Origin of the sequence: Streptomyces rapamycinicus NRRL 5491, assembly GCF_024298965.1 — a bacterium.
Taxonomy (GTDB): domain Bacteria; phylum Actinomycetota; class Actinomycetes; order Streptomycetales; family Streptomycetaceae; genus Streptomyces; species Streptomyces rapamycinicus.
Genome location: NZ_CP085193.1, coordinates 11,577,107 through 11,602,283, shown reverse-complemented (window position 1 = coordinate 11,602,283; position 25,177 = coordinate 11,577,107). Strand labels below are relative to the sequence as shown.

The following is a 25,177-nucleotide window of genomic DNA, read 5'->3' as shown; positions in this document are numbered from 1 at the left end:
AGAGTCCGCGCCGCCCAGGGGTTTCCAGCCCCTCCCCCAGCGCGGGAGGTTCCGATGACCGTCGCCGAGAGCATCCGCCACCCGACGGACGCGTCCCGCTATGTGCCGATCGCCGAGCACGGTCTGATCGGCGATCTGCGCACCGCCGCGCTCGTGGACACGCGCGGCACCATCGACTGGTACTGTCCGGTCCGGTTTGACGCCCCCAGTGTGTTCGCGTCCGTCCTCGACGCCGGCCGTGGCGGCTCCTTCCAGCTCACACCCGAGGTGCCCGCCCGGACGAAGCAGTTCTACTTCCCGGACACCAACATCCTCATCACCCGCTTCTTCGCGGACGACGGGGTCGCCGAGGTCCAGGACTTCATGCCGATCGTGGACGACTCGCGCGAGGCGGACCGGCACCGGCTGATCCGCCGGGTGCTGTGCGTCCGCGGATCGCTGCCCTTCACCGCCCGGGTGGCACCCCGGTTCGACTACGGCCGGCAGTCGCATACGGTGCGCGCCGAGAAGGGGCTCACGATCTTCGAGTCCCCGGAGCTGTCGCTGGCGCTGACCTCCGGCGTCACCGTGGAGGTCGACGGGCCCGACGCGGTGTCCACGTTCAAGCTGGTCGAGGGCGAGGCCGCGGTGTTCGCGCTGGACCGGATCGGCGGTACGGTGCAGCCGCGGCACTGTCCGCAGGCGGAGGCGGAGGAGCTGTTCGACGCCACCGTCCGCTACTGGCGCCGCTGGCTCGCGCAGTCCCGTTACCGCGGGCGGTGGCGGGAGATGGTGCACCGCTCCGCGCTCACCCTCAAGCTGCTCACCTACGCGCCGACCGGCGCCATCGTGGCGGCCCCGACGACCAGCCTGCCCGAGCAGATCGGCGGCGAGCGCAACTGGGACTACCGCTACGTCTGGGTCCGCGATGCCGCGTTCTGCATCTACGCACTGCTGAGGCTGGGCTTCACCCAGGAGGCCGAGGCGTTCGTGCGCTTCCTGTCCGAGGGCATCACCCTGGGGGACGGCCCCGGTGGCCCGCTGCAGATCATGTACGGCATCGACGGCCGCAGCGAGATCCCCGAGCAGATGCTCCCCCATCTGGAGGGGCATCTGGGCTCGTCCCCGGTCCGGGTCGGCAACGCGGCGGTCCACCAGCTCCAGCTGGACATCTACGGGGCGCTGGTGGACTCCCTCTACCTCTACGACAAGTGGGGGCAGCCGCTGTCCAGCGACCACTGGGACGCCGTGTGCAAGCTGGTCGGCTGGGTGTGCGACAACTGGGACCGGCCCGATATGAGCGTCTGGGAGACCCGCGCCGGTCCACAGCGCTTCCTGTACTCGCAGCTGATGTGCTGGGTCGCGATCGAGCGGGCGATGCGCATCGCCCGCCACCGCGGACTGCCCGCGGACATGTCCCGCTGGTCGACGGCGCGCGATGACATCTACCGCCGGATCATGCGCCGCGGCTGGTCGCCGCGGCGGCGCGCCTTCGTGCAGCGCGAGGGCGAGGAGGTGCTCGACGCCTCGCTGCTGATGATGCCGCTGTCGAAGTTCATCTCCCCCACCGACCCCAAGTGGCTGTCCACCCTGGACGCGCTGGGCGAGGAACTGGTGGCCGATTCGCTGGTGTACCGCTACGACCCCACGGCGAGCCCGGACGGGCTGCGTGGCGAGGAGGGCACCTTCTCGATCTGCTCGTTCTGGTACGTCGAGGCGCTGTCCCGGGCCGGCCGGGTGGACGAGGCGCGGCTGGCCTTCGAGAAGATGCTCACCTACGCCAACCATGTCGGGCTGTACGCCGAGGAGATCGGCCGCACCGGAGAGCAGATCGGCAACTTCCCGCAGGCGTTCACCCATCTCGCGCTCATCAGCGCCGCGTTCAACTTGGACCGGGCCCTCGGCTGACGGCGCGAGGCACGCCCCCCGCGGGGTCACCGGCCACCGACGGGGTCCTCGGCCAGGACCCGGGCCATGGTGCGCTCGGCCAGGGCGGTGATGGTGACGAACGGATTGACGCCGATGGAGCCCGGGATGAGGGAGCCGTCGGTCACATAGAGCCCGTCGTAGCCGGTCACCCGGCCGTACGCGTCGGTGGCCCGGCCCAGGACGCAGCCACCCAGCGGGTGGTAGCAGAAGTCGTCGGCGAAGGCCCGGGTGTCACCGAAGAGGTCATAGCGGTAGATGGTGACGTTCGCGGAGTTGACACGGTCGAAGAGCGCCTTGGCCGCGGCCACGGAGGGAGCGCTCTGGGCGCGGGTCCAGTTGAGTACGGCGGTGTCCTTCGTCGCGTCATACGTGAAGGTGGCGCGCTCGGGGTTCCGGGTGATGGCGAGGTAGAGGCTGACCCAGGTCTCGAGGCCGGCCGGCAGCGGGGCGATCTCGGCGAAGACCGGATTGGTGGCGTTGGACCAGTCGTCGATCGCCATCACCGGGATGGTGGACTGCTTGGCGCCGGTCGGGTTCCACACGTGGTTGGCGCGGCCCAGCATGACATTGCCGTTGCCGCCCCAGCCCCGGCCGACCTCCGCGCTCAGCCCGGGGAGGGCGCCGGTCTCCCGGGCGCGCAGCAGGAGTTCGGTGGTGCCGAGGCTGCCGGCGCCGAGGAACAGCGAGTTGCAGGTGATCTCGTCGGTGGCGACGACGGTGCCGGTGGTGTCGACGCGCTCCACGGTGAGCACATAGGTGCCGTCCGGCGCCCGCCGCAGGGCGCGGGCGCGGCTCAGCGTCTGCAGGGTGACCTGACCGGTGCCGAGCGCGGCGGCGATATAGGTCTTGTCGAGGCTGCGCTTGCCGAAGTTGTTGCCGTAGATGACCTCTTGGGCGAGCGCGGACTTGGCCGCCGTTCCGTCGGCCTCGCGCCGCATGTAGTCGAAGTCGTAGACGTTGGGCACGAAGACGGTCTTCAGGCCCGCCTTGGCGGCCTGGGCGCGGGCGACCCGGGCGTAGGTGTACCACTCGGTGGCCTCGAACCAGGCCGACGGCACGGTGGTGGCGCCGAGCATGCGGTTGGCCAGCGGGAAGTAGGTGTCGTACATCGGGTCCGCGGCCACCTGCGGCAGCATCTGCTGGAAGTACGAGCGCGGCGGGGTGACCGCGATACCGCCGTTGACCAGCGAGCCGCCGCCGACCCCGCGGCCCACGTAGACGGACATGCCGGGGTAGCGGACGCGGTCCAGGACGCCGGGGTAGGGGGTGATGTCCTTGTTGATGACGTCCAGCCACAGGAAGGTGGACAGGGGTGCCTCAGTTCTCCTCTTGAACCACATGGAGCGCTGGTCGGGGGCGGTCATCGAGCAGTAGACCCGGCCGTCGGGGCCCGGGTCGTCCCATAACCGGCCCATCTCCACGACGAGCGTTCTGATGCCCGCCTCGCCGAGCCGGAGCGCGGCCACGGCCCCGCCGTAGCCGGAGCCGATGACGACGGCCGGGAAGTGGTCGGCGCTCTCGGCGGCGGCCGCCGGGGTGAGTCCGATACGGGTGAGTCCGAGGGCCGCCGCGCTCTGCAGGGCGGCCAGACCAAGAATATGACGACGCGTCAGATTTGCTGTCATGGCGGCATGATGGGCGGAATCGCCGGAACTCGCCATGGTGTGACGCAAGGTCTTTTTCGGCCCCGAATCCATGCGAAGTTCTCGTAATTTATTCTTTATTCCCTCAGCCGCGCCCCTCCCAGGGAAGGACACCGCCCGTGAAGATCGCTCGTATCGAGACATTCCTGGCCCCGCCGCGCTGGATGTTCGTCCGGGTGGAGACCGACGAGGGGGTGGTCGGCTGGGGTGAGCCGGTGATCGAGGGGCGGGCCGAACCGGTCCGCGCCGCGGTCGAGGTGCTCACGGAGTATCTGATCGGCCGGGACCCGATGCGGATCGAGGACCACTGGCAGGTGATGACCAAGGGTGGCTTCTACCGTGGCGGACCGGTCCTCTCCAGCGCCGTCTCCGGGCTCGACCAGGCGCTGTGGGACATCAAGGGCAAGCACTACGGCGTACCGGTGTACCAGCTGCTCGGCGGTCCGGTGCGAGAGCGGATCCGCGCCTACGCCTGGATCGGCGGGGATGAGCCCGAGGAGATCCGCGACGCGCTCACCGCCCAGATCGAGGCGGGGTTCACCGCTGTCAAGATGAACGGCTGCGGCCGGATGACCCCGGTCGCCACCCGCGCGGAGATACGCGCCGCGGTGCGCCGCGCCGAGACCGCCCGTGAGGTCCTCGGCGACGATCGCGACTTCGGCCTCGACTTCCACGGCCGGGTCTCTCCCGCCAACGCCCGCCGGCTGCTGCCGCTGCTCGCCGAGGCGGCGCCCCTGTTCGTCGAGGAGCCGGTGCTCTCCGAGCACATGGACATCGTCCCGGACCTGGTGAACGCCTCCCCCATCCCCATCGCGCTCGGTGAACGCCTGTACTCGCGACGCGAGTTCATCGCCCCGCTGCGGGCCGGGGTGGCCATCCTCCAGCCCGATATCTCCCATGCGGGCGGCATCTCCGAACTGCGGCGCATCGCCGCCCTCGCCGAGCCCCACGGCGCCCAGCTCGCCCCGCACTGCCCGCTCGGCCCGGTGGCGCTCGCCGCCAGTCTCCAGATCGCCTTCACCACCCCGAACTTCCTCATCCAGGAACAGAGCATCGGCATCCACTACAACCAGGGCGCCGAACTCCTGGACTACGTGGCCGATCCGGAGCCCTTCCGGTTCACCGCCGGGCAGCTCTCGCGCACCGACCGCCCGGGGCTCGGGATCGAGGTGGACGAGGCCGCGGTGCGCGCCGCCGACCGCCGTGGCCACGCCTGGCGGAATCCGGTGTGGCGCCACGCGGACGGCTCGCTCGCCGAGTGGTGAGCCCCCTCCCGTAAGACCGTAGAACCCCGGTCCCGTACGAGGGAGCCCCGGTCCCGTACGAGCGTGGCTGAGCCGGTCGCCGGTGGCCGCCCGGCTCAGCGCGACGGCGCCGGGACCACCAGGGCGCGGCCGTCCGGGAACCGGCCCACGCCCTTGACCAGCTCGGCATTGCTCACCTGCACGATCAGCTCCCGCATCCCGCTCAGCGGCGTCAGGTCCACCACCGGCCCCTGGCCCGGGCGCCAGGACAGGAACAGCCGCCGCAGCCCCGGAAACGCGTCACGCAGCGGGGTGAGGTCCTCGGCCTCCAGGGCGCCCGCGAGGGAGAGATGGGAGACGTCCGGCATCGGCACGGCGTCGCGCATCCGGGCGACGCTCTCCCCGGTGAGACTGAGGGACTCCACCTGTGGCAGGGAGAGGATTTCGGACCGGTCGGCCGCCGAGAGCCGTACCGAGTCGAAGAGCGAGATGTGCCGCAGGGTCGGCCATCGCGCGATGCCCCGCATCCCGGAGGTGGCATACGTGGCCGGGCCGACGTAGAGCGCGGTGAGGGGCGCGTCCACGGGCAGATCGCCGAGCGCGCCGCACGGCAGTGGAAGATCGAGCGCCAGCGTCTCCAGGGCGGTCAGCGAGCCGAGGGCCTCCATGCCGTCGAGCGCGGTGGTCGCGTACAGCGCGAGGAGGGCGATCGGCAGACCGGCGAGCCCCTCGACGCTTCTGACCTCCGGGCAGTGGCCGATCATCAGCTCCGTGAGCCTCGGGAGGGTGCGCAGAAAGGCCAGGTCGTCCAGGAGCGGGTTGTTGAAGACGCTGAGGCGTTTGAGGACGTCAGGCACCAGCTCGGTGGCGAAGTCCACGGTCCTGATCGGGCCGGCGCACTGGACGGTGGCCCGGCCGCCCATCCGGCGCAGCTCATGGAGCTGATCGCGGGAGCTCGCCGTGAACAGCGAGTTCTCCGGCAGGTGGGCCAGGATCTCCTGGGCGAACAGTCCGCAGTCGAAGGTGTCCCACGCCTCGATGAACTGCCCGTGGACCGCGGGCGAGGGATGGTGGCGGAACCGCTTGAGGCGGCCCAGGGCGGGCTCGCCGCCGATCCGGCAGACCGTGGCCACCACGGCCGCCACTTCCGCGTCCCCCAGCCCGTCCGGCTCCTTGGGCAGCAGATCCAGCACCACGGATCCGGCGGCCGCCAGGGTGTGGCCGTCCTCGACGGTGCGCGGCGGGATGAGCGAGGCCATCCGCTCCTCCACATCCCGCCGGACCTCGGGGTCCAGTTCGGTGGCGTGTTCCAGGCACGCGGCCGCCAGCAGGTGGAGGCGGTGGCGGTGCCTGCGCACGTCGTCGCCGCGTTTGATGAGCTTGCGCAGCAGCTGCCCGCACTGTTTGCGGTCCCCGTGGGCGACCGCCATGCGGATGACGTCCTCCCACTGGTTGTCGTGGGCGTTGCGCACCATCGTGTTGAAGTAGCGGGTCTCCTGGAGCGCCTTGGCGCCCAGGTAGTCCTGGAAGGTGCGGTGGATGAAGGCGACCGAGTCCTCGGTCGGGGCGTGCAGCAGTCCGCTGCGCAGCAGCAGATAGCGGAAGATCTCCTGTGGTCCGCCCTGCTCCTGGGCCTCCCGGATGGAGGGGAGCGTCTCGGCGAGGACGCCCTCGACCACGTCCTCCTGCTCGGCTTCCGACTGCTTCTGCAGCGTGAACCAGGCGGCGATGCGGGAGAGCAGCCGCAGCTGGGCCTCCTTGGACAGGTGGATGCCCTCGGGGGCGTCGATGCTGCGGTGGGCGTCCCGCCGGACCAGCAGCAGTTCGAGCGCCGATTCGTAGAGCCCCTTGCGGTCCCGTGGCAACCGCGCCTGCTCGTCCCGGTGCAGGGCGCAGATCAGCGCGCACATCAGGGGGTTCTCGGCGAGCCGGGCGATGCTCTGGTTGACGGCCACGGTCTCGGTGAGCGCCGTCCGCAGCGCGTCGAGCCGGGCGCGCTCCTGCTCACCGGCGGACTCGGCGCGTGCCGCGCGGTGCCAGTGCCTGATGAACGCGGCGATGTCGTCGCGTCCCATGGGCAGCAGGCACAGCTCGGCGAACCCCTCGCGGCGCAGCCAGCCGTCCTGGACGGCGGAGGGGCGCACGGTCACCAGGCAGCGCACGTCGGGGTAGGCCGCGAGCAGTTCGCGCAGCCACTCCCGGGTGCGCTCCCGGTGGTGCTGGGTCACCTCGTCCACCCCGTCGATCAGCAGCAGGGCGCGCCCGGACTCCAGGGTGCGGACCGCCCAGCCGTCCGGCTGGGCGTCGGCGAGGACGCTGCCCACCGCGGCGAGGAAGCCGGCGGGGCTGGGCAGCGCCTCGCGCCGGGTGAGCGTGCGCAGTTGGAGGACGAAGGGGACGCAGTCGTTGTACTCGTCGAGCTCGGCCGGGAAGGCGCGGCGGGCCGTGGTGGTGGCGAGCCACTGCAGCAGGGTGGTCTTCCCCGATCCGGCGTGGCCGCGCAGCAGTACCCGGCGCTGCCCCTGGAGCAGCATCTCCACCCGGCGCGGGGCCACCGAGGTCGGCCGGGGGTGGTGGTAGGCGCCGAGGCCTTCGGGCGCGAGGCTCTCGGGGGCGGGGCCTTCGGGGGCGGTGGCCTCCAGGCTCAGATAGGCGGCGTCCAGGGGCCAGCTGTCGCCTTCCTGGTGGCGCAGTCTGAGGCCGAGGATCCGGAGCATGCCGTGCTTGTCGACGATGTGCTCGCTGTAGCGGTGCTCGAAGCCGGCGTCCCGCACCGGCTGCGGGACCCGCTCCAGGAGGATGCCGAGCTGCCGGGACTGCTCCTGGAGCTGCTGGGTGGCCTCGGCCAGGGTGCGGGCGATGAAGGTGGAGCGCTGGCTGAAGAAGTGGAGGATCTGCAGACAGCTGAGGTCCAGCAGGCTGTTGTAGAGGTGGGTGCCGTCCGAGCTGAGCTGGCGGGTGGCCTGCGGGACCCGCTTCTTGAGGGTGTGGGCGAGGGTGCGGTACCCCAGGCGTACGGCCTGGACGTCACCCATGCCGATATGGCCCAGGGCCAGCAGGGTCGTCGTCAGCGCGTCGGTGACGGCCTGACGCTCGCCCTCGGGGACGGCGGGCTCATTGGGGTCGGCGGTGGCCGCGCGCTCGACCAGTTCCTCGACCAGTTTGCGGACGTCGTCCTCGGTCAGGGTCCGCTTCTCGCCCCGCCAGGCCACCAGGCCGGAGATGCGCACCGGCTGGTGGACCAGCTCGGCGCCCGGGGCCGGCTGGGCGAACAGTCTGCGGATCAGCGGACCGGCCGCCGCCGAGGCCGCGCGCGCCCCGACGCCGATGGTTCCTGGCTCCATCCCCCACCGATCCCAGCGTTGAAGCGGCGTTCCGGGTCCATGTATAGCACCACCCGACGCGGTCGCAGGGCCACTCTGTGTATCCCCGGCGACCATGGACGGGAGGACCGGATGCCGAGCCGCACACCATCCACGAGAACTCGATCACACCCCGGGCGTCCCACGTGGCAGGCGGCAGTAGGGTTCGCCGACAAGCGTGTGTGTTGGTAACGGGCAGGTAGAAGGGATCGGGCATGTTCCGCAAGGTGCTGGTCGCCAATCGTGGTGAGATCGCCATTCGCGCCTTCCGCGCCGGCTATGAGCTGGGCGCGAGAACCGTCGCCGTGTTCCCGCACGAGGACCGCAACTCACTGCACCGGCTGAAGGCCGATGAGGCGTACGAGATCGGTGAGCCGGGCCATCCGGTGCGGGCCTATCTCTCCGTCGAGGAGATCGTCAACGCGGCGCGCCAGGCGGGCGCGGACGCGGTGTACCCCGGATACGGTTTCCTGTCCGAGAATCCCGATCTCGCGCGCGCGTGCGAGGAGGCGGGGATCACATTCGTGGGGCCCAGCGCGCAGATCCTGGAGCTCACCGGGAACAAGGCGCGCGCGGTGGCCGCGGCCCGTGCGGCCGGGGTGCCGGTGCTCGGCTCCTCCGAGCCGTCGACCGATGTGGACGAGCTGGTCCGGGCCGCGGACGAGCTCGGCTTCCCGGTGTTCGTCAAGGCCGTCGCCGGTGGCGGCGGGCGCGGGATGCGCAGGGTCGAGAGCCGGGAGACGCTGCGCGAGTCCATCGAAGCGGCGGCGCGGGAGGCCGAGTCCGCCTTCGGTGACTCCACGGTCTTCCTGGAGAAGGCGGTGGTGGAGCCCCGCCATATCGAGGTGCAGATCCTCGCCGACGGGCAGGGCGGTGTCATCCATCTCTTCGAGCGCGACTGTTCGGTGCAGCGGCGCCACCAGAAGGTGATCGAGCTGGCCCCCGCGCCCAACCTCGATCCGGAGCTGCGGGCCCGGATCTGCGAGGACGCGGTGAAGTTCGCCCGGGAGATCGGCTATCGCAACGCCGGTACGGTGGAGTTCCTGCTGGACCGCGACGGCCGCCATGTGTTCATCGAGATGAATCCGCGGATCCAGGTCGAGCACACGGTGACCGAGGAGATCACCGATGTGGATCTCGTCCAGTCCCAGCTGCGGATCGCCGCCGGTCAGACGCTGTCCGACCTCGGCCTCGCCCAGGACACCGTCTATCTGCGGGGGGCGGCGCTGCAGTGCCGGATCACCACCGAGGACCCGGCCAACGGCTTCCGCCCGGACACCGGGATGATCAGCGCGTACCGCTCCCCGGGCGGCTCGGGCATCCGGCTGGACGGTGGCACCACCCACTCCGGTGCGGAGATCAGCGCCCATTTCGACTCGATGCTGGTCAAGCTGACCTGCCGGGGGCGGGACTTCGCCACCGCGGTCGGCCGCGCCCGGCGCGCGGTGGCCGAGTTCCGCATCCGCGGGGTGTCCACCAACATCCCCTTCCTCCAGGCGGTGCTGGACGATCCGGACTTCCGGGCCGGGCAGGTCACCACCTCGTTCATCGAGCAGCGGCCGCATCTGCTGACGGCGCGCCACTCCGCCGACCGCGGCACCAAGCTGCTCACCTATCTCGCCGACATCACGGTGAACAAGCCCCATGGCGAGCGGCCCCATCTGATCGACGCGACCACCAAGCTGCCCCCGGTGCCGGACACCGAGCCGCCCGCCGGCTCCAAGCAGCTGCTCACCGAGCTGGGTCCGGAGGGCTTCGCGCGCCGGCTGCGCGAGTCGCCCACCATCGGTATCACCGACACCACCTTCCGGGACGCGCACCAGTCGCTGCTGGCCACCCGGGTCCGCAGCAAGGACCTGCTGGCCGTGGCCCCGGTGGTGGCGCGGACCGTGCCACAGCTGCTGTCGCTGGAGTGCTGGGGCGGGGCCACCTACGACGTGGCGCTGCGCTTCCTCGCCGAGGACCCCTGGGAGCGGCTGGCCAAGCTGCGCGAGGCGGTGCCCAACATCTGTCTCCAGATGCTGCTGCGCGGTCGCAACACCGTGGGCTACACGCCGTACCCGACGGAGGTGACCACCTCCTTCGTACGGGAGGCCACGGCCACCGGGATCGACATCTTCCGGATCTTCGACGCGCTGAACGACATCGGGCAGATGCGGCCCGCGATCGACGCGGTACGGGAGACCAACTCCGCGATCGCCGAGGTGGCGCTCTGCTACACCTCCGACCTGTCCGATCCCTCGGAGCGGCTCTACACCCTCGACTACTATCTGCGGCTCGCCGAGCAGATCGTGGACGCGGGCGCGCATGTGCTGGCCATCAAGGACATGGCGGGACTGCTGCGCGCCCCGGCCGCGGTGAAGCTGGTCTCCGCGCTGCGCCGGGAGTTCGACCTGCCGGTGCACATCCACACCCATGACACCGCGGGCGGTCAGCTCGCCACCTATCTCGCGGCGGTCCAGGCCGGTGCGGACGCGGTGGACGGCGCGGTGGCCTCCATGGCGGGCACCACCTCGCAGCCGTCGCTGTCGGCGATCGTGGCCGCCACCGACCACTCCGACCGGCCGACCGGGCTCGACCTCGAGGCGATCGGCGGACTGGAGCCGTACTGGGAGGCCGTGCGCAAGATCTACGCACCGTTCGAGGCGGGTCTCGCCTCGCCGACCGGACGGGTGTACCACCACGAGATCCCCGGCGGTCAGCTGTCCAATCTGCGCACCCAGGCCATCGCGCTGGGGCTCGGCGACCGCTTCGAGGACATCGAGGCGATGTACACCGCGGCGGACCGGATCCTGGGTCATCTGGTGAAGGTCACCCCGTCGTCGAAGGTGGTCGGCGACCTCGCGCTGCACCTGGTGGGGGCGGGGGTGTCGCCGGAGGACTTCGAGGCGGAGCCGGGCCGGTACGACATCCCGGACTCGGTCATCGGGTTCCTCCGCGGCGAGCTGGGCAATCCGCCGGGCGGCTGGCCCGAGCCGTTCCGCGGCAAGGCGCTGGAGGGCCGTGCCGCCGCCAAGCCGGTGGCCGCGGAGCTGTCCACGGAGGACCGGGAGCAGTTGGAGAAGGATCCGCGGGCCACGCTGAACCGGCTGCTGTTCCCCGGCCCGACCAAGGAGTTCGAGGCGCACCGGCAGGCCCATGGCGACACCAGCGTGCTGGACAGCAAGGACTTCTTCTACGGGCTGCGCCCGCGGCACGAGTACACGGTGGACCTCGAGCCCGGTGTCCGGCTGCTGATCGAGCTGGAGGCCATCGGCGACGCCGACGAGCGCGGCATGCGCACGGTGATGGCCTCGCTGAACGGGCAGTTGCGCCCGGTCCAGGTGCGGGACACCTCGGCGGCCTCCGATGTGCCGGCCACCGAGAAGGCCGACCGGAGCGACCCCGGCCATGTGGCGGCGCCCTTCGCGGGTGTGGTGACACTGGCGGTGGCCGAGGGCGATCAGGTGGAGGCCGGTGCCACCATCGGCACGATCGAGGCGATGAAGATGGAGGCCACCATCGCGGCCCCGAAGGGCGGGACCGTGTCGCGCATCGCCATCAACACGATTCAGCAGGTGGAGGGCGGCGATCTGCTGGTCGCCCTGAGCTGAGCCGAGCACACCCGCCACACGCCGCCGCCACCGGTCCCCCCGGCCCTCGGGTCAGGGGTGGCCGGTGGCGGCGGTTCCGTATGCCCGCAGAAAGGTGTCCACCGCGGACCGGGCGACCGTGCGCGTCTCGGCCGTGGCGACCTTGTGGGTGCCCAGCCGGGACCTCACCTCCATGGGGCCGGTGAGCAGCGCGAGCAACTGCTCCGCGGCCTGCGCCGGATCACCCGGCCGCAGCCGCCCGGACAGCGACAGCCGGGCCAGCCGGTCGGCCAGCGCCTCACCGAGCCGGATGGCCGTACGCCCCTGGACGGTCTCGATCAGATCGGGGAAGTCGGCCGCCTGGGCGTAGGTGAGCCGCCGTAGCGCACGGGACCGCTCACCGCAGCACACCTGGAGCATCCGGTACGCCATGTCCTCCAGGGCGGCGCGCAGATCGTCGCCCGGCTCGCGCAGCCGCTCGACGACGGCGAGGTTCTCCGCCATCACGGCATCGGCGGCGGCCTCGATGGCATGGCGGAACAAGGTCTCCTTGTCGGTGAGGTGGTTGTACACCGTGGGCTTGGCGACCCCCGCCTCATTCGCGATCTCCTGGACACACGACTGTGCGTACCCCCGGCGCGCGAAGACGGTGAACGCGGCGTCAAGGATCGCCTGCCGCTTGTCGATGCGCCCTCGCGGAACCTTACGCCCGGACGAGGCTGTCACTGCCGTCATCCGCGCATCGTATCCCACGACACCTCGAACTGAACTCATGGGTTCAAGAATCTCAACCCTCTTGTTCATTGACCGATCGGGCCACTAATTTGAACCCGCCAGTTCATATACGAAGGGAACTACCCATGCTGGTCAATGTGTTGCGGTTCAGCTTCAAGGACGGCACGACGGAGAAGGAGAAGGCCAAGGTTCTGGCGGCGATGCGCCGGACGGGCGGGGTGGAGGCGGTCTCGTTCTCCACCGCCGGCCAGTTCCTCGGCGACTCCGCCGAGGGCTTCACCCACGCCTACTGCGCGGCGGTGGCCGATCTGGAGGCGCTGGACCGGTACCTGCACGACCCGGTGCATATCGCGGGTGACGACGAGATCCTTCCCCATATCGCGAAGCTCTCGGCGTTCCAGCTGTCGGACGACATGGACCCCACCCTCGGCGAACGGGTCATGGGCATGCATCTGAGGAAGGTGGCGACGCACCCGCGGTGGGGTCAGGCGCTCGACGCGATCTCGGACCTCGGGGGTCCGTCCGGGAGCTCTTCCACCGGCTGATCCCCGGGCCGCCGCGCCGCCGCACGGCCCGGCAGCATGGCGGCCGGCAGCACACCGGCCGCGGCCACGGCCGCGAGGACCGTCAGCGCCGGTCCCATCGCCGAGAGGAAGACATCGGCCGCAAAGCGCGGCCCGTCGCCGGGCGGCCGTCCGGCGGTGTCGCCCCGCCCGGCCACGCTCATCAGCGTGGTCGCGGCGGCGACTCCCAGCGCGGGCCCGATGTTCATGGCGGTCTGCTGGAGCCCGCCCGCCACCCCGGCGGTGTCCACGGACGCGTCGCGTACGACGACGGTGGTCGCGGTGACCATCACGGTGGCGAAGCCCGCGCCCAGCAGGAGGAAGCAGCCACCGATCGCCTCGGCGCCCGAGCCCCGGCCGAGACGGGACATCAGCAGCACACCGGCCGCCACCAGAACCATCCCCGCCACCGCCGTCCGGCGAGGCCCCTGACGACGCGTCAGCATCGCCGCCACCGGCGCGGCCAGCACCATCATCGCCGCGAGCGGCAGCGCCCGCAGCCCGCTGTCGAGCGGATCAAGCGCGAGCGCGTCCTGGAGGTAGTACGTGCCGAGGAACAGCGCCCCGAACAGTGCGGCCGACGCGGCCACCAGCACACCGAGCGCCGGGCCCGCGGCGCCCGACCGCAGCACGCCGGGCGGCACCAGCGGATCCGCCGTCCGGCGCTCATGCCGTACGAAGACGCCCCCGGCCACCACGGCGCAGCCGAGCCCGAGCGCGGTCGCCACCGTCCAGCCGGTTTCGGGGATGCCGACGAGCGTGTGCACCAGCCCGGCGAGCGCCACCGCGAGCAGGCCCGCACCGGGCAGATCGAGCCTCGGCCGGGCGGTCTCACGGGGCACCGCCGGGGCGTGGACCGCGAGTGCCGCCGGGGTCTGGAAGGCAAGTGCCGAAGGGGCGCGGACGGCGAGTGCCACCAGCCCCATGGCGAGGGCGGGCGCGACATTGACGAAGAACACCGCCCGCCACCCCAGATGGGTGGTCAGTGCCCCGCCGGCCAGCGGACCGGCCACGGCCGCCAGCCCGATGGCGGCGGTCCGCACCGCGACGGGCCTGCCGAGCCGGTCGGGCGGATACGCGGCCCGCAGCATCCCGAGGGTGGCGGGTTGCAGCAGCGCCCCGAAGACCCCCTGGGCGACCCGCAGTCCGATCACCCAGCCGATGCCGCCCGCGAGCCCGATGCCCGCCGAGGCGGCGCCGAAGCCCAGCATTCCGAGGGCGAAGACGCGCCGATGGCCGTAGCGGTCGCCGAGGCGGCCCGCGAAGACCAGCAGACTCGCCACGGCGATCAGATATCCGGTACTGGTCCACTGGACCTGGGCGAACGTGGCATCCAGGTCCCGTTGCAGCCGGGGCTGGGCGACGGTCAGCACGGTGCCGTCCAGTGCGACGATCACGGCCCCGGTGACGCTCGCGACGAGGGTGAGGCGCCGTCCGCGCGGGGAGTTCATCGGGCCTCCGGGCCGAGGTGTGCGTCGAGCGCGGCCCGCAGCAGCGGCTCGGGGTCGTCGCCCCCCACCGCGAGCTGAAGGCTGCCCCAGCCCCACAGCTGGGCGATGCCGTGCAGATTCGCCCACAGCGCGCCCGCGACGATCCGTGGCTCCGTGCCGGAGTCCGGCCGCGCCCTGGCGACCAGGTCGACGAGGGTGGCGAAAAGCGGCAGGCTCGTCTCCCGCAGGCCCAAATGGCCGCTCTCCAGCAGATCGTGACGGAACATCAGCTCGAACATGCCGCAGTCGGTCCGCGCGAAGTCGAGCCAGCTCCGCGCCAGCGCCGTCAACTGCTCACGCGGATCACCCTCATGGGCGGCGATCACCTCACCGGCCTGGGCGGCCAGGCTCTCGAAGCCGCGGCGCGCGATGGCGGACAGCAGGGACAGGTGCGTCGGGAAATACCGCCGCGGGGCCCCGTGGGACACCCCGGCCCGGCGGGCGATCTCCCGCAGCGAAAGGGCCCCGACGCCCTCCTCGTCCACCAGTTGCACTCCAACGTCCACCAACCGGGACCGGAGACCTGTGTCCTGCTCACGCTCAGCCATAGACACTGTCTACCAGAGGTGCGTAGACACTGTCTACGAGTTCATAAGAACGAACAAACGCTCAAAATGAGGGACGGAGATGCCACCATATACGCCAGAAGGCGTCAGATTTTGTTCAGCTACCTGAACCAATTCTCGGGTAAAGAACCACCCGTGAGCCTTGACGGTCCATTTGGTCCGGTCCAATCTGCGTGGTGCGCCATGAGCACGCCACTCCTTTACCGGATCAGGAAGGAAGTCAACGACCATGGCAGAACTCCCCCCTCCCCGCCCGTTGAGCCGCCGCCGGGTCCTCGGTTCGATGGCCGCGGCAGCCGTCGGAACACCGATCGCCCTCGGACAGCTGACCTCGGGCGCCACCCCGGCCTCCGCCGCCTCGCGCGCCGCGGCCGCGCAGTTGCTCTGGCATCCTGACCCGTCCAGCGACGGGCTCAAGGCGTTCGAGGGCATCGAGGCCGACCGAGGCGGCGCTCACCCCGACCGGAAGTACGTGATCGTCGAGGGTGGTGACCACTACCGCTTCAACATCTGGAAGGACGACCGGGACACCACCGGGGGCGGCGACCGCCAGCGCACCGAGTCCAAGGGCATGGTGCAGGGCGGCTCCGCCCTGAAGATGCGCGACGGTGAGACGTGGAGCCTCAGCTACGAGATGTTCATGCCCACCTCGCTGCACGGCACCAGCAAGTTCACCCATATCTTCCAGACCAAGACCCCGGTGGACAACGGCGGTCCGTACATCACCCTGGACCTGGGCCGCAGCGGCAGTACGGAACTGCTGCGGGCGCGTGCGTACGCCAACTCCGGCTCACCGGACATCGCCTCGACCAACCTCGCACCGCTGCGCAACAAGTGGATCACCATCGAGTGGAGTTTCACCGTCGGCTCGAACGGCAAGGCGGCCTGCGTGGTGCGCAACGGCACCGGGTCCGGCGCCCCGGTGGCGGTCCAGGGCAGCATGTCCAATGTGAAGATGCCCGACCAGGACGACTACCAGCGGCCCAAGTGGGGCATCTACCGCTCGGTCGAAAGCGCCTCGTCGGACATCCTCGACACCTATCTGCTGTTCCGGAACTTCCGGGCGTCCAAGGCGTAGCCGACGTCACCGGTCGCCGGGCACCGGGAGATGGCGGGCCACGGAGGCGTTGAGCCGCTCCAGGCAGTCCGTCAGCCGGGCGAGGTCCTCGTCCGGCCAGTCCGCGACGGCCTCGCCGAGCAGCCGGGTCCGCCGGGCGGCCGCCAGGGCGACATGGCGGCGCCCGGTGTCGGTCAGCGCCACCCTCCGTATCCGCCGGTCCACGGTGTCCCGCACCCGGGTCACCAGCCCCGCCGCCGCCAGCCGGTCCACGACGCGCACGGCGCGGGCCCGGTCGGACAGCAGCAGGGCGGCGATGTCGGACACGGTGGGCGGCGGTGGGGTGCTGGCCTCGACGAGGCGCAGCACCCGGTAGCCGGTCGGGGTGACACCGGCGGGCAGCCCGCCCAGGAAGCGCTCCCGCACCAGCGGTCCGTACAGCCCGTGCCGGGCGTGGCGCAGCTCCCGCAGCACCACGTCCAGCCCGCGCAATTCCTCGTCCCGATCGCTCACGGACACCAGCGTGCGGCGCCGCCACCGCCGATGGCAACGCGCATCCGCCACCGTCCACCCAGATGGTTGTCGGGGTTCGCCGTCCGGTCGTCCGCCGGTAGCCCGCCGTACCGCGCTGTTCACGGCGCCACGGTGTCCGGCGACGGCGGGCGCGTGGGAGCTTCGGCCCCATGACGACGACACCGAAGAACACGGCCACCCCATCGGCCGCGCCGGCCACCGGATCGGCGACGGCGGCCACCGCATCCGCCACGTCCCGGGTGAGCCGCCGGGAGCTGCTGGGCGTGGCGGGCGCCGCGGCGGCCGGTGCGGGCACATATCTGTCCCAGCAGGAGGCGGTGGCGGCCTCGCCGGTGCTGTGGACCCGGCCGGAGGGGTCCGGGACGCCACCGGTGAGCGGGCCGCATCTGCAGTTCGGGGCCGACGCCGCCCGGGAGGTCGTGGTGTCCTGGCAGACACCGGTCCCGGTGAGACGGCCGCGTGTCATGCTCGGCACCCCGTCCCAGGGCATGGGCACCGAGGTCACCGCGCGGACCACCTTCTACCGCGACGCCAAGTCCCGGCAGAGCGTGTATGTCCACCACGCCCGGCTGGGCCGGCTGCGCCCCGGCACCGACTACGTCTACGCCGCAGTCCACGACGGGGCGACGCCGGAGGCGGGGTCGTTCCGCACCGGGCCGGCGGGCCGGGCGCCGTTCACCTTCACCAGCTTCGGCGACCAGGGCACGCCCACGGTGGGCAAGCTGAACGGCCCCAAGCCGCCGAAGATCACCGAGAAGCTCACCTATCTCAACGACAACCTCGGCTCGCCGTACGCCAACGACGTGACCACCGCCGTCGAGCGGGTCGCGCCCCTGTTCCACCTCATCAACGGCGATCTGTGCTACGCCAATCTGTCCGAGGACCGGCTGCGCACCTGGGCGGACTGGTTCGACATGACCAGCCGGTCCTCGCGGTTCCGGCCGTGGATGCCCGCGGCGGGCAACCACGAGAACGAGCTGGGCAACGGGCCGATCGGGTTCGCCGCCTACCAGGCGTACTTCTCACTGCCCGGCAACGGTGGCGACGACGAGACCCAGGGGCTGTGGTACGCCTTCACCGTCGGCTCGGTGCGCGTGGTGAGCCTGGCCAATGACGACGTGGCCCTTCAGGACGCCGGGAACACCTATGTGCGGGGCTACTCCGGCGGGGCGCAGCGGCGCTGGCTGGAGGCCGAGCTCAGCCGGGCCCGGGCCGACCGGGACATCGACTGGATCGTGGTCGTCATGCACCAGGTGGTCGTCTCCACGGCCGACCACCCGGGCAACGGCGCCGACCTCGGCATCCGGCAGGAGTGGCTGCCGCTCTTCGACAAGTACGGCGTCGACCTGGTCGTCTGCGGCCATGAACACCACTACGAGCGCTCCCACCCGATCCGTGGCCGGGAGCCCAACGACACGATGACGCCGACCCCCGCCGCCACCCGTACCGATCTGGTGGACACCGGCGCGGGAACGGTGCACATGGTCATCGGTGGCGGTGGCACCTCGATCCCGTCGATGGACGTCCTGTTCGACACCCCTCGGTGCAATGTCATCACCGGTGTCGGCGACACCGGTGCGAACGGCCGGAAAACCCCGGTCTATGTGACGGAGGCGGCCCCGTGGTCGGCGGTGCGCGACCGGGTGAACCCCTACGGTTTCGCCGCGTTCACCGTCGACCCCGGCACCAGGCCGGGCGGCCCCACCACCATGTCGGTGACCTACTACGCGGTCACCGGGCTCTACGGCCGTATCGAGCCCGTGGACACCTTCACGCTCCGGCGGACCCGTAGCGACGGTGAGCGGCGCCGATGACCGGTGAGCCGCGCCGATCAAGGCATGAGGTGATCCGTTTCGGGAACGCGGGTGGGCATGCAGACGCTGAACCGATGGGAACGGGCGATAGAGCGCTGGGAGGCGTCGCTGCTCGCCAAGGTGGTCCGCGGCGAGCCCGTCGAACTCCTCGGCGCGCTGAAACGTGAATGCGACAGCCACACCGTGGTGTGCGGACCGACCCGGGTGGTCGTGCCCAACGTCTATGACGTCGAGCTCGCCGACCCGGTCCACGAGGAGCTCACCCGGCGTGGCTGTCATGTGGGGCAGGAACTGACGGACCAGCTGATGCGCCATGCGGAGGACAAGGGTTATGAGTGGGTCGGCCCGCTCACCGTGCACGTGTCCCGGTCCGACCGGGTGCCCAACGGCAGGTACCGGGTGGTGGGCCGGCCCATGACCCATATCCGCGCCGACACGTTCGCCGACGCGACGGCCTAGTCCGTCAGCGGGGCAGCCCGCCCGGGTCGGTGGCCCAGCTGGTGTCGGGCCGGTCGGCCAGGTCGAAGGAGAGCGAACCGCCCCGGCGCACGACGGAGCCGTCGAGCCAGGAGGTGTCGTGCGGCCTGCCGTTCACCCGCACCGCGTGCACATAGGGGTGGGTGTCGGACGCGTCCGGGGCGTCGATGGTCAGGGCGCGCCGCTGCCCCGCCGGGGCGATCACCGCGCGCGGGAAGAGCGGACCGGTGAGCAGTGCCTCGGCGCGCCCCGGGGCCTGCGGATAGAGGCCGAGCGCCGCGAACACGTACCACGCGGACATGGTGCCCAGGTCGTCATTGCCGGGCAGCCCCTTCGGCCCGGTGCCGTACACGGTGGTGACGATCTGGCGCACCGTCTCCTGGGTCTTCCAGGGCTGCCCGAGCGCGTTGTAGAGCCAGGGGGCGTGGATGCCGGGTTCGTTGGTGGGGTCGTAGCGGAGCGGGTCGCCGCCGCGGACCGACCAGGAGCCGTCGGGCTTGTGGAAGAAGCCGTCCAGCCGGGCCGCCGCCTTGTCGCGGCCGCCCATGGCGTCGGCGAGCCCCTGGACGTCCTGCGGCACCATCCAGGTGTACGTGGCCGCGCTGCCCTGGGCGAAGCCCCGGTCGGACGCCGGGTCGAAGGGGGTCACCCAGGAGCCGTCCCGGTTCCTGGCCTGGATGTAGCCCGCCGTGCCGGTGGCCCGGGGGTTGAACACATTGCGCCAGTAGCCGCCGCGCGCGCCGAGTTCGTCGGCCTCCTTCGTGCGGCCGAGCAGCCGGGCCCAGCGGGCGAGCGCGTCATCGGCGACGGAGTCCTCCAGGGTCTCCGCGGCGCCGCCCCAGCAGTGGCAGGCGTCCTGTGCGGCGTACCGGGATTCCAGGTACTGGGCGAGGCCCGGGCGCTGGCCCTCGCACTGCCCCGGGCAGCCCTTGTCGGAGAGCCCGTCGGGGTGGGGGACGGTGGCCTGGCGGTAGAGGGAGTCGAAGGCGCCCTTGGCGTCGAAGTTCCGCACCCCCATGGCGTAGAAGGTGGCGAGTGTGGCGGCGGAGGGGTCGCCGGTCATCACATGGGTGGCGCCGCTGATGTGCACCCAGCGGTCCCACACCCCGCCGTTCTGCCGGGCGAAGTTGAGCAGCGACTGGGCGAAGTCCCCCGCGACCTCGGGCTGGAGCAGGGCGAGCAGCTGCACCTGGGCACGGTACTGGTCCCAGCCGGAGAAGTTGCTGTACTGCGCCGTCTGCCCGCGCTCGATCCGGTGCGGTGTGCCGTCCATGCCCGGGTAGCGGCCGTCGGCGTCGCTGATCAGGTTGGGCTGCTGGAGCGCGTGGTAGAGGGCGGTGTAGAACGCGGCGCGGCGCGGCTCACTGCCGCCGCTGACGCGGATGGCGCGCAGCCGGCGGTCCCAGGCGGCCCGTCCCGCGGCGGCCACGTCGGCGACGCTCGCCCGGGGCGCTATCTCGGTGCGGAGATTGGCCTCGGCGCCCGCGAGGGAGACGTACGAGATGCCGAGCCGCATCCGGACATCGTTGTCGCGCACGGTGTCGAAGCCGACGTATCCGCCGGAGCCGCGCCCGGCCCGGTCGGCGCCGGTGAGATAGCCCTCGCCGCCGTCGGCGGTGGTGGCACCGGGTGAGAGCCGGTCGTTCTCCCAGGTGCCCACGGTGGAGAAGGCACGGTCGAACGACGCGCTGAAGTAGAGGCGGTAGTAGGTCTTGCGGTTGTTCTCGCCGCCGTTGGCGCGCCGTCCGCAGAACGCCCCGGTGAGCACCCAGCCGGTCACCTTGTGCCGCCGGCGGTCGATCTCGATGTGGGCGTTCTCGCTGCCGTTGAGCGAGTTGGAGGTGCGGAACAGCAGTCGGGCCGGGGCGTTCCGGGGGAAGGAGAAGTCGGCGACACCGGCCCGCTCGCTCACCGCGAGATCGGCGGCCGCGCCCGAGTCGAGCCCCACCCGGTAGTGGCCGGGCTCGGCCTTCTCCTTCTCGTGCGAGAAGGTGGCGGCGTACTTCTGGTCCTTGGTGTCGGCGGTGGGAGAGCTGTCGACCTCGCCCACGAACGGCATGATCGGCACATCGCCCGCGGCTCCGGGGTGGCAGCCCGCGCCGTTGACATGGGTGAGGCTGAAGCCCCGGACCCGGGTGGTGTCGTACGAATAGCCGTTGGCCGCCGCGGTGTTGGTCTGGTCGCCGGTGGTGCTGGTCGGGGACCAGGCGATCATGCCGAACGGCAGGGTGGCGCCCGGGTAGGTGTTGCCGCCGCCCGCGGAGCCGATCAGCGGGTCCACGTGGTCGACGGGGTGACGTACCTCGTCGGCCCGTGGCGCCGCGCTCGCCGCGGGGGCCTCGACGAGCGGGGCGAGCAGGGCGCCGACCGCCACCGCCACTCCCCCGCCGACCAGCGCCGACCGGCACCTGAGTCTCTTTCGCTGCGCTCTGTGCGTCTCCATCGGGGATCACGCCCTTCCATGTGTCGGAGTGAACCTAGGGGCGTATGGTGACGCCGGAGTGAACTGGACGCCAGCGGCGCACGGCTGACGGCGGGACCGGTCCCCGGGGTCCCGCTCTACGGTTCCCGCCATGCGGATCACTTGGAGACTCGTCCTCGGCTTCCTCGCCGTCTCGGTCCTCGCCCTCCTGGCCGCCCTGGCGCGTCCGTCATGGCCCCAGGGGCGGGACGCCGCCGGGCCGACGGCGTCGCTCACCACCGGGAAGGGGACCGAGCGCTGCACCCTGCGTGCCGCCACCCCGCGGGAGGCGGCGCGCCGGGCGAAGCCGGGGGACACCGTCTGCTTCGACGGCGATCTGTCCCGGCAGCGGCTGGTCATCACCAAGGGCGGGAGCCGGGAGCACCCGATCGCCTACGCCGGGGGCGGGGAAGCGGTGGACGGCATCACCATCGAGGCCGACGATGTGATCGTGGACGGGTTCCGGTCCCTCCGGCCGGAGGCGCCCGGGATCGAGCTGACCGGCCACCGCGTCACCGTGCGGAACAACACCGTGATCGGCCCGAGGGGCGGGGACGGCGACGGCATCCGGTTCTTCGGCGACGATCTGACCATCGCGTACAACACCGTCCGCGACACCGACAACGGCCATGGCCGGCACGCCGACTGCATGCAGACCTTCGCCAGCGACACCCCGACCAGCCACCGTGTCCGCATCGAGAACAACCGCTGCGAGGACATCGACAACATGTGTCTGATGGCGGAGGGCCCCAACGACGGCGAGGGTGACGGCCACGGCACCACCGGCGACTTCACCATCAGGGGCAACCACTGCGAGACGCTCCGCGCTTCCCAGGCGCTGATGTTCGAGGACGTACGGAACGCCACCATCACCGGCAATGAGTTCGCCGCGCCCACCCACCACGCCATCGGCCTCGCCTACCACTCGACCGGCGCCCGGGTCGGCGGCAACACCCTGCACCCCGGTATCCGCTACGAGGTGGGCATCGACGCCTCGTCCCGTCCGGGTTACCGGGGGCCGAAGCCGGGCGGCCTGCCGTAGGGGCCTCTGGGAGGAGGAGCCGGGGGGAGCGGGGGCGCGGGGTTCTCCCGCTCCCCCCGGGGTACCTTCCTTCTTTCCTCTCGGGAGAGCGGACGCCCGGTCATGCGGCGCCCGCCGCACCGCGTGCCGCCGCCAGATCCGCCACCAGGCGCTTCTCGACCGGGACACCGGGGTCGGAGTACTGCCCGGACAGACACACCGGGCCCGTGAAGCCGAGCTCCGCCAGCCGGCCGAGCGCCGCCGACCAGTCGGCCAGCCCTTCGGGGCCCGGCACGAACCAGGGTTTCCAGTGCCCGCCGACGGCCTCACCGGCCGGTTCGGTGCGCACCTGGATGGCGTTCTTGAGGTTGACGATGCCGAGCCGCTCGGCGACCAGCGGCAGCGTGACCCGCGGATCGTCGCCCGCCAGCGCGTCATGGGCGGCGTCCCAGATCACCCGGAAGTGCTGGACCGGCAGGCCGTCGAGGAGGTCCAGCACCCCCAGTGCGGAGGACACATAGCGCCCGTGGTGCGGCTGCACCCCGACCTGGACGCCATACCCCTCGGCGAGCGGCGCCGCGTCCTCCAGCCGTCGCCGTGCCCGCCGGACCGAGGCGGCATAGCCGTCGGGGCCCAGTTCGGCCATGACCCGGATCATCGGCACGCCCGCCTCCCGGCACGCCGCGAAGACGGGTTCGCGGAGGTCGCTCGCGACGCTGATCACCTCGACGCCCTCCGCCCGCAGCCGCGCGGTGAACTCCGGCAGCAGCCGCCCCGCTTCGCCCGGGGTGACGTACGCGGTGTCCCGGACCGGGACCTCCACGCCGGTGAAGCCGAGGCCGGACACCAGCCGGCCCAGGGTGTCGCCGGGCAGCGTGGACCACGGTTTGGTGAACACGGACCAGAGAAATGTCATGGTGTCAGCGGCCTCCGAGCCCGCTCATGGTGATGCCTTTGACGAACCAGCGCTGGGTGAGGAAGAAGAGCAGGATGAGCGGCACGGTGGTGATGGCGGCCGCCATCAGCAGCAGATTCCACTGGGTGCCGTTGGTGGACTGGAACACCTGGAGCCCGACGGCCGCGGTCCTGGTGGAGTCGCTGTTGGATATCACCAGCGGCCAGAGCAGGTTGTTCCACTGGCTGATGAACTTGAACACCGCCAGGGTGGCGATGGCCGGGATGGCCAGCGGGACGATCACCCGGATGAACGTCTGCCAGCGGTTCGCGCCGTCGAGGCGGGCGGCCTCCTCGTAGTCGCGGGGCACGCCCAGGAAGAACTGGCGGAGCAGGAACACCCCGAGCGCGGTGAAGGCGTGCGGCAGGATCATCCCGGGCCAGGTGTCCACCCCGTGCAACTTCGCCACCAGGATGAACTGCGGGATCAGCGTGACCTGCGAGGGGATCATCAAGGTGGTCAGATAGACGCCGAACAGCACGCTCCGGCCCCGGAAGCGCAGCCGGGCGAAGGCGTACGCGGCCAGCGCCGCGGTGACCGTCTCCAGGAGCGCCGTACCACCGGCGAAGAAGACGGTGTTCAGCAGATAGCGGCCCAGCGGGACGAGGTCGAAGGCGCGGCCGATGTTCTCCGGGTGCCAGCTGCCGGGCCAGAACGACGGCCGTGCCGCCATCGACTCGGCGTCTGACTGGAAGGCCACCAGCACCATCATCACGATGGGGGTGAGGGTGACCGCGGTGACCAGGAAACAGGTGAACACCAGCAGCCGCCGGGCCGCCACGGGCGAGCGGCGGAGGGCCACGAGCGCGGGCACGTCAGATGTCATAGTGCACCAGCCTCCGCTGGAGCAGGAACTGCGCCGCGGTGATGACGACGATGAAGGCGAACAGCACCATCGATTGGGCGGCCGCGTAGCCCTGCTCGTAGTTCTGGAATCCGGTCCGGTAGATGTACATCACCAGCGTGGTGGTGCTGGATCCCGGCCCGCCGTCCGTCATCACCAGCGCCTGGTCGAAGACCTGGAAGGAGCCGATGATCGAGGTGACCACGGTGAAGAACACCGAGGGCGACAGCAGGGGGAGCGTCACCGCGCGGAAGGTCCGCCAGGGCGAGGCACCGTCCACCCTGGCCGCCTCGTAGAGCTGCTGTGGAATGGCCTGCAGCCCGGCGAGGAAGATCACCATGCCGAAGCCGAAGCTCTTCCAGACGCTCATCAGGATGAGGGCGGGCATGGCCCAGTCGTCCGAGATCAGCCAGGCAGGGCCGTCTATTCCGAAGACGCCGAGCACCGCGTTGATCAGCCCGTCGTGCGGGATGTAGAGCCAGACCCAGACGAAGGCCACCGCCACGGTGATCGTCGCGTAGGGCAGCAGGAGCAGCGACCGGAACACCGCCATGCGCCGCAGCCCCTGGTTGAGCAGTAGCGCCAGGCCCAGGCTGACCAGCAGCGTCAGCGGCACACTGACGAAGGTGAAGTACGCGGTGTTGCCGAGCGCCGACCAGAAGGTGGTGTCCGGGCCGAGCCGGGCGAAGTTGTCCAGCCCGGTGAAGTGGGGCGGGCTGAACAGGTTCCAGTCCAGCAGCGAGATCACCCCGGCCGCGACCACGGGACCGGCGGTGAAGATCAGGAATCCGGCCAGGCTCGGCAGCAGGAACAGCCAGGCGGCGAGCGTCTCCGAGCCGTTCCGCCCGAACCGGGGGCCGCGCAGCGGGCCGCGCGGGGTACGCCGTGGGGCCGCGGTCGCCGCGGCGGGGGTTTCGACAGCCATCGTGAT

18 protein-coding genes are annotated in these 25,177 nt (G+C 71.2%); 8 read left to right on the top strand and 10 right to left on the bottom strand.

Translation table 11 applies throughout. The annotated features are described in order from the left end of the window. Positions 1-54: 54 nt before the first annotated feature. Entirely contained in the window at positions 55-1,887 is a 1,833-nt protein-coding gene (locus LIV37_RS47545) for a glycoside hydrolase family 15 protein (protein WP_020874239.1), read from the top strand. A gap of 26 nt (positions 1,888-1,913) precedes the next feature. Here the strand turns inward: LIV37_RS47545 and LIV37_RS47540 are convergent, their stop codons facing one another. Beyond that, positions 1,914-3,533 carry a GMC oxidoreductase gene (locus tag LIV37_RS47540; RefSeq protein ID WP_121826714.1) on the bottom strand — a complete coding sequence of 540 codons (1,620 nt, stop codon included), beginning with the start codon at positions 3,531-3,533 and terminating at the stop codon, positions 1,914-1,916. A 137-nt stretch (positions 3,534-3,670) separates the two neighbouring features. On the opposite strand from LIV37_RS47540, the gene dgoD reads away from it, so the two are divergent. Next, on the top strand, positions 3,671-4,816 hold the full coding sequence (gene dgoD / locus LIV37_RS47535; protein WP_020874237.1) for a galactonate dehydratase: 1,146 nt from the start codon (positions 3,671-3,673) through the stop codon (positions 4,814-4,816). Positions 4,817-4,911: 95 nt separating this feature from the next. Here the strand turns inward: dgoD and LIV37_RS47530 are convergent, their stop codons facing one another. Continuing rightward, positions 4,912-8,139 (bottom strand): NACHT domain-containing protein, encoded by a 3,228-nt coding sequence (locus tag LIV37_RS47530; protein WP_020874236.1) that lies wholly within the window; start codon positions 8,137-8,139, stop codon positions 4,912-4,914. A gap of 233 nt (positions 8,140-8,372) precedes the next feature. Between LIV37_RS47530 and LIV37_RS47525 the strand changes: the two genes are divergently transcribed. After that, positions 8,373-11,750 carry a pyruvate carboxylase gene (locus LIV37_RS47525; protein WP_020874235.1) on the top strand — a complete coding sequence of 1,126 codons (3,378 nt, stop codon included), beginning with the start codon at positions 8,373-8,375 and terminating at the stop codon, positions 11,748-11,750. Between the two features lie 51 nt (positions 11,751-11,801). Here the strand turns inward: LIV37_RS47525 and LIV37_RS47520 are convergent, their stop codons facing one another. Then, positions 11,802-12,464, bottom strand: coding sequence for a TetR/AcrR family transcriptional regulator (locus LIV37_RS47520; protein ID WP_121826529.1), 663 nt, complete (start codon positions 12,462-12,464; stop codon positions 11,802-11,804). 125 nt (positions 12,465-12,589) lie between these two features. Here LIV37_RS47520 and LIV37_RS47515 point away from each other — a divergent pair, with 125 nt between their 5' ends. Next, on the top strand, positions 12,590-13,009 hold the full coding sequence (locus LIV37_RS47515; protein ID WP_020874233.1) for a Dabb family protein: 420 nt from the start codon (positions 12,590-12,592) through the stop codon (positions 13,007-13,009). Here the strand turns inward: LIV37_RS47515 and LIV37_RS47510 are convergent. Both LIV37_RS47510 and LIV37_RS47505 read right to left on the bottom strand, forming a co-directional pair. Then, a complete protein-coding gene (locus LIV37_RS47510; RefSeq protein WP_020874232.1) occupies positions 12,949-14,478 on the bottom strand; it encodes an MFS transporter in 1,530 nt (509 codons plus the stop codon). The genes LIV37_RS47515 and LIV37_RS47510 overlap by 61 nt on opposite strands. Next, complete coding sequence (locus LIV37_RS47505) at positions 14,475-15,065, bottom strand: TetR/AcrR family transcriptional regulator (protein ID WP_121826530.1); 591 nt, start codon at positions 15,063-15,065, stop codon at positions 14,475-14,477. Before LIV37_RS47505 ends, LIV37_RS47510 begins: the two co-directional genes overlap by 4 nt. A 247-nt stretch (positions 15,066-15,312) precedes the next feature. Here LIV37_RS47505 and LIV37_RS47500 point away from each other — a divergent pair, with 247 nt between their 5' ends. Then, positions 15,313-16,161: a hypothetical protein gene (locus LIV37_RS47500; protein ID WP_121826531.1), complete on the top strand. Its 849-nt coding sequence runs from the start codon at positions 15,313-15,315 to the stop codon at positions 16,159-16,161. A 6-nt stretch (positions 16,162-16,167) separates the two neighbouring features. On the opposite strand, the gene LIV37_RS47495 is transcribed toward LIV37_RS47500, so the two are convergent. Continuing rightward, entirely contained in the window at positions 16,168-16,653 is a 486-nt protein-coding gene (locus tag LIV37_RS47495; RefSeq protein WP_158635001.1) for a MarR family winged helix-turn-helix transcriptional regulator, read from the bottom strand. A gap of 170 nt (positions 16,654-16,823) precedes the next feature. Here LIV37_RS47495 and LIV37_RS47490 point away from each other — a divergent pair, with 170 nt between their 5' ends. Then, a complete protein-coding gene (locus LIV37_RS47490; protein ID WP_020874228.1) occupies positions 16,824-18,488 on the top strand; it encodes a purple acid phosphatase family protein in 1,665 nt (554 codons plus the stop codon). 57 nt (positions 18,489-18,545) lie between these two features. Next, positions 18,546-18,947: a DUF3662 domain-containing protein gene (locus LIV37_RS47485; protein WP_020874227.1), complete on the top strand. Its 402-nt coding sequence runs from the start codon at positions 18,546-18,548 to the stop codon at positions 18,945-18,947. Positions 18,948-18,951: 4 nt separating this feature from the next. Here the strand turns inward: LIV37_RS47485 and LIV37_RS47480 are convergent, their stop codons facing one another. Further along, on the bottom strand, positions 18,952-21,345 hold the full coding sequence (locus LIV37_RS47480; RefSeq protein WP_373920799.1) for a GH92 family glycosyl hydrolase: 2,394 nt from the start codon (positions 21,343-21,345) through the stop codon (positions 18,952-18,954). A 193-nt stretch (positions 21,346-21,538) separates the two neighbouring features. On the opposite strand from LIV37_RS47480, the gene LIV37_RS47475 reads away from it, so the two are divergent. After that, on the top strand, positions 21,539-22,468 hold the full coding sequence (locus tag LIV37_RS47475; protein WP_020874225.1) for a right-handed parallel beta-helix repeat-containing protein: 930 nt from the start codon (positions 21,539-21,541) through the stop codon (positions 22,466-22,468). Between the two features lie 100 nt (positions 22,469-22,568). Here the strand turns inward: LIV37_RS47475 and LIV37_RS47470 are convergent, their stop codons facing one another. The 3 genes from LIV37_RS47470 to LIV37_RS47460 are packed head-to-tail and all read right to left on the bottom strand — an operon-like array spanning position 22,569 to position 25,171. Next, a complete protein-coding gene (locus LIV37_RS47470; protein WP_020874224.1) occupies positions 22,569-23,363 on the bottom strand; it encodes a sugar phosphate isomerase/epimerase family protein in 795 nt (264 codons plus the stop codon). A gap of 4 nt (positions 23,364-23,367) precedes the next feature. Continuing rightward, positions 23,368-24,228: a carbohydrate ABC transporter permease gene (locus tag LIV37_RS47465; RefSeq protein ID WP_121826533.1), complete on the bottom strand. Its 861-nt coding sequence runs from the start codon at positions 24,226-24,228 to the stop codon at positions 23,368-23,370. After that, complete coding sequence (locus LIV37_RS47460) at positions 24,218-25,171, bottom strand: carbohydrate ABC transporter permease (protein ID WP_020874222.1); 954 nt, start codon at positions 25,169-25,171, stop codon at positions 24,218-24,220. Before LIV37_RS47460 ends, LIV37_RS47465 begins: the two co-directional genes overlap by 11 nt. Between the last annotated feature and the right edge of the window lie 6 nt (positions 25,172-25,177).

What these genes read in the sequence shown, in the direction of transcription:
- LIV37_RS47505 (WP_121826530.1), bottom strand. Translation starts at nt 15,065, where the DNA reads ATGGCTGAGCGTGAGCAGGACACAGGTCTCCGGTCCCGGTTGGTGGAC.
- LIV37_RS47530 (WP_020874236.1), bottom strand. Translation starts at nt 8,139, where the DNA reads ATGGAGCCAGGAACCATCGGCGTCGGGGCGCGCGCGGCCTCGGCGGCG.
- LIV37_RS47540 (WP_121826714.1), bottom strand. Translation starts at nt 3,533, where the DNA reads ATGACAGCAAATCTGACGCGTCGTCATATTCTTGGTCTGGCCGCCCTG.
- LIV37_RS47525 (WP_020874235.1), top strand. Translation starts at nt 8,373, where the DNA reads ATGTTCCGCAAGGTGCTGGTCGCCAATCGTGGTGAGATCGCCATTCGC.
- LIV37_RS47460 (WP_020874222.1), bottom strand. Translation starts at nt 25,171, where the DNA reads ATGGCTGTCGAAACCCCCGCCGCGGCGACCGCGGCCCCACGGCGTACC.
- LIV37_RS47500 (WP_121826531.1), top strand. Translation starts at nt 15,313, where the DNA reads ATGGCAGAACTCCCCCCTCCCCGCCCGTTGAGCCGCCGCCGGGTCCTC.
- LIV37_RS47470 (WP_020874224.1), bottom strand. Translation starts at nt 23,363, where the DNA reads ATGACATTTCTCTGGTCCGTGTTCACCAAACCGTGGTCCACGCTGCCC.
- LIV37_RS47515 (WP_020874233.1), top strand. Translation starts at nt 12,590, where the DNA reads ATGCTGGTCAATGTGTTGCGGTTCAGCTTCAAGGACGGCACGACGGAG.
- LIV37_RS47465 (WP_121826533.1), bottom strand. Translation starts at nt 24,228, where the DNA reads ATGACATCTGACGTGCCCGCGCTCGTGGCCCTCCGCCGCTCGCCCGTG.
- LIV37_RS47475 (WP_020874225.1), top strand. Translation starts at nt 21,539, where the DNA reads ATGCGGATCACTTGGAGACTCGTCCTCGGCTTCCTCGCCGTCTCGGTC.
- LIV37_RS47510 (WP_020874232.1), bottom strand. Translation starts at nt 14,478, where the DNA reads ATGAACTCCCCGCGCGGACGGCGCCTCACCCTCGTCGCGAGCGTCACC.
- LIV37_RS47520 (WP_121826529.1), bottom strand. Translation starts at nt 12,464, where the DNA reads ATGACGGCAGTGACAGCCTCGTCCGGGCGTAAGGTTCCGCGAGGGCGC.
- LIV37_RS47485 (WP_020874227.1), top strand. Translation starts at nt 18,546, where the DNA reads ATGCAGACGCTGAACCGATGGGAACGGGCGATAGAGCGCTGGGAGGCG.
- LIV37_RS47490 (WP_020874228.1), top strand. Translation starts at nt 16,824, where the DNA reads ATGACGACGACACCGAAGAACACGGCCACCCCATCGGCCGCGCCGGCC.
- LIV37_RS47545 (WP_020874239.1), top strand. Translation starts at nt 55, where the DNA reads ATGACCGTCGCCGAGAGCATCCGCCACCCGACGGACGCGTCCCGCTAT.